At 39.6% G+C, this 14,805-nt stretch carries 14 protein-coding genes; 4 read left to right on the top strand and 10 right to left on the bottom strand.

The genetic code is table 11. The features are described from left to right. Positions 1 to 333: 333 nt before the first annotated feature. The 7 genes from JKG61_RS22045 to JKG61_RS22015 all read right to left on the bottom strand — a co-directional run bounded on the left by JKG61_RS22045 (position 334) and on the right by JKG61_RS22015 (position 11,287). The gene (locus JKG61_RS22045; protein WP_202105170.1) at positions 334 to 1,989 is read right to left on the bottom strand and encodes a redoxin domain-containing protein; all 1,656 of its coding nucleotides are present in this window, start codon (positions 1,987 to 1,989) and stop codon (positions 334 to 336) included. Next, on the bottom strand, positions 1,982 to 3,415 hold the full coding sequence (locus tag JKG61_RS22040; RefSeq protein WP_202105169.1) for an FG-GAP repeat domain-containing protein: 1,434 nt from the start codon (positions 3,413 to 3,415) through the stop codon (positions 1,982 to 1,984). Before JKG61_RS22040 ends, JKG61_RS22045 begins: the two co-directional genes overlap by 8 nt. 37 nt (positions 3,416 to 3,452) lie before the next feature. Next, positions 3,453 to 4,838 (bottom strand): RagB/SusD family nutrient uptake outer membrane protein, encoded by a 1,386-nt coding sequence (locus JKG61_RS22035; RefSeq protein ID WP_202105168.1) that lies wholly within the window; start codon positions 4,836 to 4,838, stop codon positions 3,453 to 3,455. 9 nt (positions 4,839 to 4,847) lie between these two features. Continuing rightward, positions 4,848 to 8,132: a SusC/RagA family TonB-linked outer membrane protein gene (locus JKG61_RS22030; RefSeq protein ID WP_202105167.1), complete on the bottom strand. Its 3,285-nt coding sequence runs from the start codon at positions 8,130 to 8,132 to the stop codon at positions 4,848 to 4,850. Between the two features lie 220 nt (positions 8,133 to 8,352). Continuing rightward, on the bottom strand, positions 8,353 to 9,498 hold the full coding sequence (locus JKG61_RS22025; RefSeq protein ID WP_202105166.1) for a FecR family protein: 1,146 nt from the start codon (positions 9,496 to 9,498) through the stop codon (positions 8,353 to 8,355). A 158-nt stretch (positions 9,499 to 9,656) separates the two neighbouring features. Continuing rightward, positions 9,657 to 10,262: an RNA polymerase sigma factor gene (locus tag JKG61_RS22020; RefSeq protein WP_202105165.1), complete on the bottom strand. Its 606-nt coding sequence runs from the start codon at positions 10,260 to 10,262 to the stop codon at positions 9,657 to 9,659. A 239-nt stretch (positions 10,263 to 10,501) separates the two neighbouring features. Then, positions 10,502 to 11,287: a lipase family alpha/beta hydrolase gene (locus tag JKG61_RS22015; RefSeq protein WP_202105164.1), complete on the bottom strand. Its 786-nt coding sequence runs from the start codon at positions 11,285 to 11,287 to the stop codon at positions 10,502 to 10,504. A gap of 441 nt (positions 11,288 to 11,728) precedes the next feature. Between JKG61_RS22015 and JKG61_RS22010 the strand changes: the two genes are divergently transcribed. Next, positions 11,729 to 12,082, top strand: coding sequence for a hypothetical protein (locus JKG61_RS22010; RefSeq protein ID WP_202105163.1), 354 nt, complete (start codon positions 11,729 to 11,731; stop codon positions 12,080 to 12,082). A gap of 49 nt (positions 12,083 to 12,131) precedes the next feature. Then, complete coding sequence (locus JKG61_RS22005; protein ID WP_317192431.1) at positions 12,132 to 12,401, top strand: DUF6088 family protein; 270 nt, start codon at positions 12,132 to 12,134, stop codon at positions 12,399 to 12,401. A gap of 174 nt (positions 12,402 to 12,575) precedes the next feature. Here JKG61_RS22005 and JKG61_RS22000 read toward each other — a convergent pair whose 3' ends face one another. The 3 genes from JKG61_RS22000 to JKG61_RS21990 are packed head-to-tail and all read right to left on the bottom strand — an operon-like array spanning position 12,576 to position 13,901. Next, a complete protein-coding gene (locus tag JKG61_RS22000) occupies positions 12,576 to 13,214 on the bottom strand; it encodes an alpha/beta fold hydrolase (protein WP_202105161.1) in 639 nt (212 codons plus the stop codon). An 11-nt stretch (positions 13,215 to 13,225) separates the two neighbouring features. After that, entirely contained in the window at positions 13,226 to 13,543 is a 318-nt protein-coding gene (locus JKG61_RS21995) for a hypothetical protein (RefSeq protein WP_202105160.1), read from the bottom strand. A 13-nt stretch (positions 13,544 to 13,556) separates the two neighbouring features. Next, positions 13,557 to 13,901, bottom strand: a complete 345-nt coding sequence (locus JKG61_RS21990; protein ID WP_202105159.1) for a hypothetical protein — start codon at positions 13,899 to 13,901, stop codon at positions 13,557 to 13,559. A 465-nt stretch (positions 13,902 to 14,366) separates the two neighbouring features. Between JKG61_RS21990 and JKG61_RS21985 the strand changes: the two genes are divergently transcribed. Both JKG61_RS21985 and JKG61_RS21980 read left to right on the top strand, forming a co-directional pair. Further along, positions 14,367 to 14,576: a PD-(D/E)XK nuclease family transposase gene (locus tag JKG61_RS21985; RefSeq protein ID WP_202105190.1), complete on the top strand. Its 210-nt coding sequence runs from the start codon at positions 14,367 to 14,369 to the stop codon at positions 14,574 to 14,576. Next, a complete protein-coding gene (locus tag JKG61_RS21980) occupies positions 14,573 to 14,770 on the top strand; it encodes a hypothetical protein (RefSeq protein WP_202105158.1) in 198 nt (65 codons plus the stop codon). The genes JKG61_RS21985 and JKG61_RS21980 overlap by 4 nt, the downstream gene beginning before the upstream one ends. The last annotated feature ends 35 nt before the right edge of the window (positions 14,771 to 14,805 follow it).

Raw genomic sequence — 14,805 nt, 5'->3', positions numbered from 1 at the left:
TGTCCACCCCGTATGATGGGGATAGGGTAGTTATAGCTAACCAAGCAGTCAATTGTTTTACCTATTTTTAGGAATCTGTTTATAATTGATTATGATGATTAGCGCTCTTTTATTGGTATTACTACTTAATTTCTTTACTGTTGGCTTGTTTAGTCAAACCACGACGCTAACGTTTGAAATCAAAGACGGTACAGAAAGCAGTATCGATCTATATACATTTTGGTGGTACGACTTTTTTGTAGATAAATATCGAAAAGCAAACAGCCTTCGAATTATTTAAACGAAGGCTGTTTATGAACGAACCAAATTTCTATAGCGCTAAAATGACCTATGCTATTTTTCTTTTAATTGCTCTTTAAGTAAACTTTCTAATACCGCGCCACGTGCCTTCTTATGGATAATAGCTCCTTCTTTGTTCAATAGCCAAGCAGTAGGCAAAGAATTGATGCTATACTGCAATCTGTAGGAATCGCTGGCGAATCCCTTTCCCTCAAAGCGTTGTGGCCATTCAATTGCATATGATTTTAAAGTTTCTTTTGCTTTATTGCGCGCATCTTCTTGCTCCAGGCAGATGCCGATTATTTCAAAACCTTGATTACGGTATTTGTCGTATATCTCTTTTAAGTGGGGAAGTTCCTCCAAACAGGGCTTACACCATGTTGCCCAAAAGTCTATTAACACCACTTTTCCGCGTAGGCTTTTTACATCAACCTCTGCGCCATCCAGTGCAGTGAATCGCATATCTAGAGGAGTATTTCCTGCAGTTACATCGGTGATTAGTATGTGTTCCCTCGCCGCTTCGTACAAATGTTTAAGACCTAGATGCTCATCTTGTCCTCCTGCGGTTTCCTGTTCAATCATTTTCCAATACTCCGTTGCTACATCAACTGAATAGCCGCTAAGAGCTGACAACAAATCTTTGGCACGTGCATCAAGATTAGGTTGATCGGCGTAAGTATGCATATGTAACAACAACTCCTGAAATATTGACGACCAGTAAGTTTTTTCACTTATATCATCGGATTTTGCATGAAAGAAGCGAGCCTTCAATCTAAAATCACGAGCTAATTGAGCAAAAGCAGCCTTCTCCTTATCCGAAATTGATGAATTAGCTGAATGCAGAACATAATCCACCATAGCTTCTCCTTCCCTTAGCCATTCATTACGGGCTATCGTATCGATTATGATGGACTGCAAGAAGACTTTCGGATTGACTTCCTTCCAATTTGAAATACCTTCTAATGTTTCGTTTCTATTTTTTGAAATAAACCAAGGATCTGCCGACATAAATATTCGCATTGCTTTCTCTCTACGAGGATCATCGGAATGGGCTTTCCAAAACTCTAGCGCTAATTGAGAGGTTTGTAAATAACGTTCATTATCATATCTCCTCATTTCTAATGGATTTAAAGATTTATATCTTTCGTATTCTTCTTCATTAGGAAATAAGGCTGTTGACTTTTGAATCTCCTCCCATAAAGAATCCACATGGGAGACTTTTTTTTTGGTGTTTACGATATCTATTATCCTCTCCCAATTTTCAGTCATGGGCGGATAACACATTTCATCATCACATGCTTGATAGATTAATTTTCCTCGAAGGGTAAGCTTATCTTTTGCAATATTTTCATCTACGATGAAGCGTTGGGTAATGATATTCCCCTTTCCCATATAAACCGAGTATTGGCCATTTGGTAGGGGCTCTGGATAGGCCGGATCTCCAACGGCTTTAATACCACTTGCTAGTTGTTGAAATTGCCATTGAAGAGTATGCATACCTTGCCGACTATTTATATCTTCCGACGAATAAATGTACCAACCGGGTTGGATCTCCAGTGTCAGGGTAACCGCTATAGTATCGCCAGCATTAACCTGGTCAGGACTTGAAACAGTATGATTAACTATTTTTGCCTCTTGTCCAATAGTTAATTGATATAAGGATATGAATAAAATCAAAAGTATACACTCCAATTTAATTAACTTAGTCATTACGCTCCTTTTTTCCGAGCATCACATAGATATAGCCTTGGTGAGCTAGATCTTTGTATTCTGCCTTTCCATAATAATGTTCAAATATCCGTTGATAATTTTCTTCTGGAACATTTCTTTGCCGCATCTTTTCCAAATCAGCATCTAGATTTCTTCTGCTTTCGGCAGAAAGCAAAGCATTATGTTTTTTAAGGCTTTTGGTTTCAGATTCCCAATCCCACGCCAACTTCGCATGGAAAACACCATTAGAAACTGCCACACTCGTTCCTATTACCAAGTCCATAACGCCATCATTATTCCAATCTACAACTGCCAGATGTACATATGACCCAGGGAAAGCTTTTCCACCATCACCAGCTTCAAAAAGTGTCACTCCAGGTTCAAAGCGAATTTCCTTTGCTGATTCTACACCTTTAAAGAAAGTAACTACAGGACTCCCATTATGTGCATACATATTCGTAACCAATAAGTCCAGAATTCCATCCTTGTCCCAATCAAAGACCGTAGGTACCATTTGGTGTCCATTATTAGGTTGGCCGCCATTATATGTTCCTGGCTTGCCATCGGCAGGGGGTACTCGCAGAGCTAGACCATTTGTATCTAATAGCAGTTCTCTTTTACCAAATACCGGTTCTGATTTAGTTCCGATGTTTTTGCTGATTCTTAATGTCGAGCCGCCTGTGATCATGTCTATTAAACCATCGCCATCAAAATCTCCAAAATCTGCAACCGAGTAATTCCAATAATACCAACTTTCGGGATCGGTCCATGGGACAGAATGATTTGAATTTCGTCTACCAACCATATGATCACCAAATTGCGGAATATGTACTCCAGGTAAAAATCCATCTTTTTGATACCTGTTCTCTTTAGTTCCCTTGAACCAGGTAATGAATCCATTTTCATATTGTCCAGTAAGCAAATCTGTTAGCCCGTCACCATCTAGGTCTATTAGTTTCGGAGTAAAACCCAGACAACACCAAGTCGAAATAGATAGAGGACCTGTATTATATGGGTCAATAGGCCTGAGGTAATTATAAAAGTCATTGAACTTAGGCTCTTCTTCAGTTCCGATATTCTTATACATTCTAACAAAATGGCCAACCGGAATACCGTTATCTTCTAGCCTACTAGCAAATTCACCAATTAGCAGATCTTTCTTCCCATCACCATCCACATCATAAAATGCAGGGGAGGCCCATCCCATTCCTTCACCTTTCACAGGTTTAGTCTCACCTAAAATCAATTGTGGTCGTTCCAGTTTTGGAGCACCTTTAATGTTGGCAAAACGCAGCTCAGGGAAACTTGTAGGGGATAAGCGTGCCTTTTTGGCTCCCTGTTGTGCTTGAACTGTAGATAGATTGTAGCAAATTAAAGCAATAATCTGTATAAGTGTAATATAGTTGGATTTCAATAAAATCTTCATGTCTATTTATTAAATAACGTTATAATAGGGGTAATATTTATTGCTGGTAACCTGTGTTCTGCGGCAATAAGTTCGGGTTCATTAATATTTCTGCCTCAGGTAGGGGTAATAGAATATTTGTTGGTTTCCAGGAGGGTTTTACTAACTTAAGCACCTCATCTGCTTTTCCCCATCGTTTCAAATCAAACCAGCGATGCCCGTGTTCCGCCAATAGTTCGACCCTACGTTCCTGCACGAGAGCATCTAAAAATAATTCTTTCGTAAGATTTTGTTTTGGGTTTAATTCGGCACGGGTTCTAATCTCATTGAGGTCGTCGGTTGCTCCATCAATGTCATTCAACATGGCTTTAGCTTCTGCTCTAATTAGGTACAGTTCCGCCAACCGGAAGACCGTAGAATATTCAGGAGAAACATCTTTCCAAGTCCTTTCTTTATATTTATTAGAGAATAACCACCGATCGGATCCTTTTGTCAATACACCGATCCACTTTTGACTACGTAGATCTCCAGCTTCCATCATGGTTTCAACTCGTTTATTCAACGCAAAATTTAGGGGAGGACCAGAAAGTAAAACATGAACATCGGCCTCACGTGTCGAGCGTCCTTCTGTTTCGGGTTTTAATTGTAATATAGCTTCCTGACTATTTCTTAGGAAAACTTTATCTAGTGGTAAAAGGCTAAAAAGTGAACTTTTAGAGAGCACTTCATTACTACTTGTTAATGCATTGTCCCACTGTTCTAGGTACAGGTAACATCTCGCCATCAACGCATGTACAGCATATACATTTGCTCTTGTTCGGTTCGCAGCGTCAAACTTGTCCGATAATAATATCTTTGCTTTTCCCAAATCATCTAGTATATGTCCATACATTGTTTCTATAGACAGCTTAGAGACCTTGCTGTTCGCTTCATGATCTGTAATCTCAATATAAGGAACCTCTCCAAACAGATTTATCAAGTAGAAATAAACCAATGAACGGACAAATAGCACTTCTCCTTTCAATTGGTCTTTTTTCTCAACAGACAATCCCGTTGATGCTTCAAGACCGTTCAGCACAGTGTTGCACATATATATAGTTTGGTAAGAATTGTCCCAGATGGATTTTACAGTCGCGTTAGATATAAGAATCTGATGTTTTTGAAATAAATCCAAGCTACCTCCAGCAGCAGAATAATTGTCTAATTCATCGGCGTACAAGCCCATTAGTATTCCCATGCCATTGAAGCTACCAGCTACCATTACGTCTTCTCTCAATCTGGCGTATAGCGATGTTACAGCCGAGTTGGCTGATGATTCATTGGAGAACATTGCCTCTTCGGTTACTTCTCCGAAAGGGGCATCGATTTCTAGAAATTTCTGGCAAGAACTAATTGATACGCTGATTAAAAAGCAGCATAGTATATATATAATATTAAGTTTCATTTTTCTGAGTTAAATGTGCAATTCAATTCCAAAGACGAGTTTACGCAAAGCAGGCAGATAGTAATATTGTTCTGGATCAGCTCCCTCAAAGCTTGTAAACGTTAATAGATTTTGTCCTTGTATCATAAATTTGCAATATCTGTTTTGATTTCTAAACTTCGTTTTATACGATATGGCAAGATTTTTAAGACGTAAAAATGATGCGTCGGATATGGCCTGGTCACTTATGGAGTAATTCGAAGCTCCAATATATGCTTTAGAATCTGAACCTGTAGAGAAGCGTTGGAAACTGGCTTCATCTCCTGTATTTTGCCATCGGCCTTCCATCACAGCTGCTGGCTGATTATACATTCCTCCGGGAATTAATCCTCCGGAATAAGCATTTTGTAACATCCGGTTAACAAACTGAAAAAACACATCGGCAGACCAATTTTTATAACTCAGTGAATTTGCGATTCCACCATGAAATTTAGGATTTGAATAGTCTACGTAGACCTTTCGGTCTTCAAGTGAAGTAATGAGATTGTCATTATTATAATCCCTGAACATAAAATATCCGGTTTCAGGATCGACCCCTAGATAGTTATAGCGTTTAGAGATTGTCAAAGATTCTCCTACGACATAGGTATTAGCATAAGTAGATCCTACTAAGCCAGGAAATGAAAGAAGTTTATTTTTAGGTAAGGATAAGTTAACCGAAATATTCCAATACAGGTTCTCTTTTTTCATTGCGACTCCTGATACATTGAATTCCAATCCGGTGTTTTGAACTAAAGCATCTAGATTACGTTGGATTGACCCGAAGCCCGTAGTGCCGGGGAGCGAGTAGTTGATGAGTTGATTAGAGGAACGATTGTTATAATAGTCCGTTGAAAAAGTCAAGCGGTCTTCAAAAAAGCTTAAATCCAATCCTAATTCGAATTTACGATTTGCCTCCCATTTAAAATGATTGTTTCCTAGACGCGTAGGAGTAAAACCCACAGTTCCTGAATATCGGTTACGGTTTTCGATTTTATAGGTTTGAAGATATTGATAGTTTCCGATCTGATCATTACCAGTAATCCCATAACTTGCACGGATCTTACCCAGATTCAACCACTTATAGTCAAGCTGTTCCGAAAAAATCCACGCAGCACCTATCGCACCAAAATTTCCAAATTTGTTACCAGGGGCAAAGCGACTCGATCCATCGCGTCTTCCTGTTAGGTTAATAATGACTTGTTCTCTAAATTTGTAATTAATGCGTCCGAATAATGATTGGTAACGGTATTGCGAAGACGTATGCTCATAAACACCCACTTGCGAAGCCGCACTTAAATTGTTTATTAAACTGTTGTCAGGAAATCCTATACCATATTGCACCAGATTTTCATTATTCTGATCTTGAAATGAACCTCCAAATAACGCGTCAAATTTAGATATACCTACTTCTTTCCTCCACCGTAGCTGGGGTTCAATTAGCCATCCTCGCTTTCCAGTCTCATGAATGGTAATTTGCGAATCTGCCGATGTTCTTCCCGAGGCTGGATTAAACCATGTATGAGGCCTAGCGCTATTATCTTTCTGTTCAGCAGTATTATATCCCGTATTTATCTTAAACTCGAGATTTTCCATCAATTTGTAAGACATAAGCCCATTTGCCCGTAAACCATTAGATCGTTGTCTATACTGTTCATTCATTTCTGCAAGCGGGTTTTTCCAAGTACCGTTTTCCCAGTTTAAATTCCCACTCTTATCGTATAAATCAGGAGCATTCGGAGGCAAGTTATAAGCTTTAAATGACGGATCCGTTGCTGGTAAATAGTTGTTCTCGCTGTTGTAACCTAAGTTTACTGTTACCGAAAAACGCTTATTTTTACTAGTGTGAGTGGTGTTGGATTGTACAGTAGCACGGCCATAGTTGAAGTTTCCTGGAAAAACAGTTGTTTCATTTTGATAAGCAGCACTCAATTGGAAATGGGTGGATTCATTTCCCCCATTCATACCTCCTTGTAAACGATAATTTCTGGCTGTGCCACCAATCAGTACCTTTTGCCAATCGGTGTAGCGATCCGTATCCCAAGCTCCGTTCACATCATATGCATTTGCCGGATATTGGGTTATTCCATCATTAGCGTATGCCTCTCTTCGCATTTCTAGGTACTGCTCCGTATCTAGAAGATCGAGTTTACGGGAAATTGAAGCAATACCTGTATTCATTAAAAAGTTTACATGTGTATTACCATCAGCAGCACCATTTTTCGTCGTAATCAAAATTACACCATTTGCCCCTCTTGAGCCATAAATAGCTGTTGCATCCGCATCTTTAAGCACTTCGATAGAAGCGATTGTTGATGGGTCAATAGCATTTAGGGGGCTAATGTTACCTGCTCTAAGAATCATGCCAGTATATCTAGATCCTAAGCTTTCTGCATCCAAAGACACACCATCGACTATGTACAGAGGGGCATTTCCAGCCATTATACTGTTCTGACCCCTTATTTTTACGTCAAACCCACCACCCGGTGTTCCCGAATTTTGAGTAATGTAGACACCAGCCATCCGTCCCTGCAATGCTTCCAAAGGATTGCTTACCGGTTGGTTCTCAATTTCCTTTGCTGTTATTTTTGCTATGCTCCCTGTTTTTTCCCTGTCTTTTACCGTGTAATAACCCGCATTGATTAACACTTCTTGTACGGTCGATTGCATTCTTTTTAATACCAGCACCCCTACATTGTTCGAAGCAGGAACTTCTAAACTCATATATCCGATATACGAAATACTAAGTCTACTGGCTTCGGGGACATCCTTGAGAATGAATTCACCTACATTATTTGTCTGTGTAAACAGATTTATGTGCTTATCTTTCAAATTCACAACCCGTACAGTAGCCCCCACTAATGCTCTTCCTGTACTGTCTGTTATCTGACCTCGGACTTCAGGAAGCTGGATTTTTTGCAGTTCATTTTCTGCTTCGGTAGCAGGACTTTTTATATGCTTATTTACCTTGTTGAAATCCCTCTTCCGGATAAGGATATTGTTTTTATTAATTTTATACGAGTAGCCCGTATTTTGTAGCGCTATCTCGAGAACTTTTGTCAGGCTGGCATTTTTGACATGTATGTCGACTATAGTTTGCCGTATTTCTGGGCTATCGTAAAAATATAAGAGGCCAGTCTGTTCTTTAATAGCCTGCAATACTTCCTCTAAGCTAATGCTTTTCTTATTCAAAGTGATGTTTTGACTGAAAACAGACGTAGCACTCACTTGAATAATGCCAGCAACCAAGAGGAAGATCATTAATTTTACACGCATAATAACTCGCTTATATTGCGTAATAGAATTTAAGTCCATACTTTTGTAATGGTTGGGTGTGATAACTTTGTTGATTAGTAAAATTTGTAAAGGGATGACCCGATCGATCTGCCGGATAGTGTTTTCGAAGGCCCTATCCGGTATTTTATGGGATTCCCTTACCGCTTAGATAGTTATATATACTATCAGTTCTCTGTTTCTTTACGTTGGATATCTCATCTTATTCTTGGTTTTGATTATTGGATAGTATTATGCGACGCCCTTCGATATGGTATTGTAGACCGAAGAATTCGAGCATGGTTAGTATTTCTGAAGCATTGCTGTCTCGGGGTATTTCCCCTGTAAATTGTTTTTTTGTCTTTGCTCCCTGATAGACGACTTCCACGTCATACCAGCGTTCCAATTGTTTCGCTACTTCATCTATGTCTGCGTCGCGAAAGTAGAAGATGCCATCTTTCCAAGAGGTAAAGCGTGCTAATTCTACTTGGGTTTTATGGAGTGTCCCGTTACTATTTACAGCCTGTTCACCGGGGCGTAGCAACATTGAATTTTCGCGGCTAAGATTCCGGTTTTGAGGTAACGAAAGCCGGATAGACCCTTCCACCAATGAGGTTCTGTTTTCTTGATCTTCCGGATATGCCGAAATATTGAATTCTGTGCCGAGAACCTCCACCAGCTGCCCCTTACTTTTTACAATAAAGGGTATTTTGGCCCCTTTGCGCTCCGCTTTGGCAATAGCAAAATATGCTTCTCCTTCTAGCTCCACACTCCTTATACTATCACTAAACTGACTTGGATAGTAGAGGGTTGTATTCGCATTTAACCACACTTGCGAGCCATCGGGTAGTATGACTCGATAGGTTCCGCCCTTTGGAGTCTGGAGTTTCAATTGCTGTACATCTTTTAATTGGGCGATAGCACTATGATCCCCATTATAGCTTATGCCATCTTCGTTGATCAAGATAACTCCTTGTGTTTCATCGAGCGTTATACGTTCACCGCTTGCGAGTTGCAGTGTTGCACGTTTACCCCCTGGTAGGAAGTCTGACTCTGTATAGACGGGTTGTGGAGTAGTTTGGAAAAAGCGGACGTAAGCAAACGTTAAACTTAACAACAGTATTGCAGCTGCAGCACACCTTGCCAGACGCGGATAGAGACCGATATTTTTGGCCTTTTTGGTCGTTAGCTCGGACTGGATCTTCAACCAGGTTTGTTGCTTTATCGCATGGTACCCTTCCGGCACAGTTCCTGAGGGTTGGCTTTTCATATATACATTATACCAGCTCAGGAGTTGTATTTCCTCTTCTGGCGTACAAGTGCCTTGTTGATATTTTTCTACTAATTCTTGGAATGCGATCCTGTCCATACTGTTTTCTCTTTATAGTACATTGTCGTACTTTTTTCAATCTTGATGTAATTTTGAGCCGATTTTACATCTCCTTTTGCTCTTTCTGATTCTTGCTATACGTTTCTTTCTTTACCATTGTTTCTTCAGAGGGATAACCGTTGCCGAAGGCTTTGGTATCACGCTAAAAATAAAATAAATAGTAAGATGTTGATTGTCAGTATGAAAAAATAGTTTTTTTGCTTGATATATTGCCGCAGTCTATTAAGTACCTTGTTCAATTGACGCTTTACCGTGTGAGGCGATATCTGGAGTAGTACAGAGATTTCCTGATGGGAGAGTTGTTGTACACGGCTCAGTTCGTAGACATGCCGCATGGCTTCAGGCATTTTCGATACTTCTATATCGATTTCCCTGGCTAGTTCTTGCTCAATATAAAACATATCCGGAGCTAAATACTCCTCCTGAACAAAATAAACAAATGATTCGAGATGATTAGTTTTGACTTTCTCTTTAGCTAAGGCATTCAATACCCGGTTACGGACTAAAGTATGTAGATATGCAGCTAGCTCCGTGTTAGGCCGTAGTGTAGGAGCCTTTTGCCATAGTGTCAGAAAGACTTCTTGCAGAATATCCTGACACTGATTTTCATCTTGCAACATACGAAAGGCGTGACTCAGCATAGGCGCCCAATAAAGTTCGTAGACAAGATTCATTCCCACGCTGTCTCTCTGCTGAAGTCGTTCCAAGAGAGTCAGATCCGTATGTGTTTTTGAGTTAGGCAATGTCTTGGTTAAATTGGTGGTATCCGCACAAACATATAAAAATATTTTAGTTTTTTATACCCCCATTGTTTTTATTTGTAGTCAACATGCAGCACCCATTCATGCTCGCCCCAGCTGCCACATCACTCCTTCAAACTCAAAAATAACCACCTTAAGAAGTATAGATGACATGGCTGAGAATACATTCGACCAAATCGTGGATAAGTACATAGAAATGGACGTAAATCATTATTGACTCTTTATAGTCCGATACTTTTCAATCCGTCAGCAATACCCAGGTAGACCTGTGGTATATTTAGATTTCCGATTTTCATACGGCCTATATCTGTAATACCCGCATGAGATATGCCTTTTGTTGTCTTTATATGTTCAAATTTATCACCCCATTTAGTATTTTCTAGAGGTACCATTCCATCATTCTCTCCAGCGGTTCTTTTCAGATATTTAAAGGTAAGGGCATAGAACAAATCATCTTGCGGAATATTCATTGTTGATGCTATACTTTGATAGTACACTTTATCGCTATTCTGATTCTCTGCATTGAAAATCTGCATATTACCAGTGCTTATATTTCGGATCAGTTCAATCGGGTCGGGAGAGTTTCCCCCGAAAAGAAATGCAATTTTCTGCACGATCTTTTTTGTAATCGAATCATCAGAAAGATACCTTTCAAGAAAGAAATCAGCAATCGGAGTCCCCATATGAGGAGTCGATATAGTCGTTAGGGACGCAATCCTGTTGTCTTCATTTAGCTTCGAAATTAAGTGACGAGCATCTATTCCTCCTTTAGAGTGCGCTATCAGATTGAATTTTTCCACATCGCTTCTTTCTACTATTTCTTGAAGAGACGATTTAAGCATTTTTGCGTTATTTGTCACACTGCCCCATGGATCAGTGTTTCCGTAATAGAAGGGGATGTTGTTTTCTGAGAAGGTTTTCGGAATTCGGCCCCAGAATAAACTGTTATCCCTAGCCGCTGTTCCATGAATCAAAACTATAGGATATTTTAATTTTAGATTTTTCATTTTCGGTATATTATTCCTCTCATTTTCACATCAGGATTTCCTATAGTAATTAATGATCCTAATATATCCAATATTTAATTGCATCACAATAGGAGAGAAGGAGCTATCTCACTTTCCCTACCGTATAGCCGATTTTATCACCTTTCAAATAGGGAAGGTTTCTAGAGCTTATCTTCTAGCTGATCGATGTCGGTAAACCTACAGGCATCATTTCACGTTATTAGGACCGCGTCCGACTATTGGCGGATCACTTCCTGCCCACGAAAGACGACTCCTTACTATCGATCAGTTTTGTGTTTATTGCGTCATTATTGCTAGGTAGTACTGTCTCTTGGGTATTGCATAGATTGATGTGAAGCATACATTACTTCCAATATATGTATTTCGATCATGTGATATGACAGAATAACGGATGGTTTTCGTATATTCAGCTCATTAATTATGAGAACCACCGATACCTATCCTAGAATATTTGGATTGTCCTTTCCTAAATACAGCAAAGGGGAAGGTACTAATTACCCAAAATTTGCAAGATTAAAATCAACGCTATTAATTCTAGCGAACTTAGCAGCATTAATTTTTGGAGGAGTTATAGCTACAATAGGTTTATTCTATAGTGTCAGCGCCTTGCTTTTGTTGAATAGACCTCACAACAATCTAACACATGCTACTTACATACGTAGATTCAATACTTCGATCATTTTCTTAGTTATCTCGATATTAAGTGTCCTTGTCTTCAGTATCACGTTTGAACTACTTAAGCCATATACAGCCGTTTTCTGGTTTGGTAGCTGAATTGATGTGTTCCGTCTGAGATCATCCATGTCAAAGCGAGCCTACGTTCGTGGATGGTCCCGCCATTTGCAAAGTGAAAATAGGAAATCGAACCATCAAATTTAAACGCACTGTTCCTAAAAGCTTTGCGATAAAAGACGAGTTACAGCATCTTATTGTGCAGGCCTTTAAGGAGAAAGGGCAACAGGATATTACAGAAGATTTTTTAGAGACCATCAAGAAAGCTGTAATAAAGCTAGATGAGAAAGTGATGAAAAATCAAGTTGTGTATACACCTGTATGGATTCACAAACAGATCAATAATCTTTATCAGTCTTAATGTATGTGGATTAACCTAAGCGTTGCGTCCGACTACAGGCGGATCACCTTCTGGTCACGAAAGGCATATATTCTATTCATCAATACCTCATCTGCGAGGTTCGTATCTACTGCGCTTGCTGGATGCTGTTCCATAATCTAGCTAAGAACCTATCTATTCAACAAGATTTGTTTTTCATAAAATGCTCTTCAACAAAACTTCTATTTCCTTAGCATGGGATATGGTCATAAAATGTCCTGCATTCTCGATTACATGCGTTGGTTCAATATTTTTGATAGGAATGATATGATCCTTATCGCCATGTATATGTACTATATTTTCAGGTGAAGCATCATTCTTCCAGTGTACGATCTGGTCCATTGCCCATTTCAAAAAAACGGGATCCGTATCAGCCAGAATCTGTTTAAGCATTAAGCTCTCTTCTGGAGACGATATGCCAAACAGATAATCACTGAATCGACTATGGTGCTTCAAAATCCGCTCCGGTACGAGTCTATGTAGGTTTAGGCTACCGAATATTCTATTGAACCGGGGTAATTCCTTATGCCCTTTGGCCGATGCAAGTAATACAATTTTGCGCACATCTCTAATTTTCGCAATTTCCATGGCTATCATCCCACCAAACGACAGACCGATTATAGTAGCATTCTTTTCCGTAATTACTTCAGCTATTCTTTTAGCATACGACATCATGTTTTCTTTGGCACGAGGAGCTATCCACTCCAGATGAGTCACATCGTAGCCCGTGAAATCTATTCTGTCAAATACCCTGCTGTCCACGCCAAGGCCGCTCAAAATATATACTTTCTTCATTTCCTTTTCATCTATTTCACCGCTCTCCATTCATGCTCAATATTCTCCATCAACAGCGCATTATCAAACTGTATACTTCCTTCCGGAAAGATTGATCTGTCGTCAAAGAAGCTCGATTTTACATTCAACACCTCTAGAGGTTCTACCTTCCATTGATAAGTAACCAGTTCCCACCTCTCGAATCCGTTTCCATTAGGCGAATAACCGATTGATCCATTAGCAAAGAATGAAGAAGCATTTTCGAGGGAGTTGAATATCGAATTATTGGCAAAACAGTCACTGCGTAGTGCATTCACTTCGATAATTCCACGGATAGTAGGTACTAGCATATCTTATTAAATTCTATTGGTATATCCATACTGTCAGCATACTCACTGATACTGATATAGCCAGGCACGTCTTAAAAAAGTTTATCATCGTCATTGGTCTCAGCACATTGAGTTTAATCAGTATAAATGCACCTAGGGGAACAGTCAAGAGTGAAATTCCAAATAATATACCCAAGAATAAAGTATTTAACCCTTCCCATGTTAGAAGTAATAGTCCGAAGGATATGGCTAGTCCAATAGCCAATATCCAGTTACATGCACGGTTCTCCTTACGGGTATCTTTACCCGAAGACTCAGGCGATGAGCTATTCCTATTGAATAAAATTTGCCCGATAGTCTCCAATATTTCAAACAGCATAGTCTGCAGTTAAATTATTCCCTAATATATCCAATATTTAATTGCATCACAATAGACGAGAAGGAGCTATCTCACTTTCCCTACCTTATAGCCGATTTTATCACCTTTCAAATAGGGAAGCTTTCTTACAACTTATCTTCTAGCTGGTCGATGTCGCTAAACCTACCGGCATCATTTCACGTTAGTAGCACCGCGTCCAACGACTGCCGAGTTACTTTCTGCCCACAAGCGACGACTCCTCACTATCCGTTTATACACGGATATAAACGGTTAACTTACGGCTAATAATTTTAGTTTATGGAGGTTTGCTTTATGAATTAACATACTATTTCAAATTAAACTTCCATATTATGCAGAGACGAATTAAAACAAGAAGCAAAACAAGTCGGTACATCGAAATTCTTACCGATTATTTGTGAGAGTAAGTTTTTTAAGGTACTCATGAGGTCATCCGACTAGGTCGGAATCGGTTTTGGCTGGAAATACTATTTCGGCCGGGAGGAGAACAAAATCAACCTAATCAATTTTCTGAACAGCCTATTGGAGGGTGAGCATGTTATTGCAGATCTCCATTATGCTAATGTCGAGGAAGATGGCGAGCATAGCAGTGAGCGCAAGGTCGTCTTCGATCTACGCTGTATAGGGGATGGAGGTGAGCACTTCCTGGTGGGATGACATACATATCCAGCTTATATCGCAAACGCGATTATAATAATACCATAGCTTTTGCAAAAAGGGAGGCAATGGCTGAAGGCGAACATAAAAAAGCCCTTGAGACCGCCCGTAAGATGTTGGGTAAGGGCTTTTTAAAAGAGGATATTCAGGAGATCACAGGCCTCAGTATCGAAGAAATAGAACACCTGAAATAGATACCCTCAGGGTCATAAATACAAAAAAGCTGAAC

The organism is Sphingobacterium faecale (assembly GCF_016746095.1).
Taxonomy (GTDB): domain Bacteria; phylum Bacteroidota; class Bacteroidia; order Sphingobacteriales; family Sphingobacteriaceae; genus Sphingobacterium; species Sphingobacterium faecale.
The sequence above is the reverse complement of the archived record's forward strand: the minus strand, read 5'-3'. Positions and strand labels throughout refer to the sequence as shown.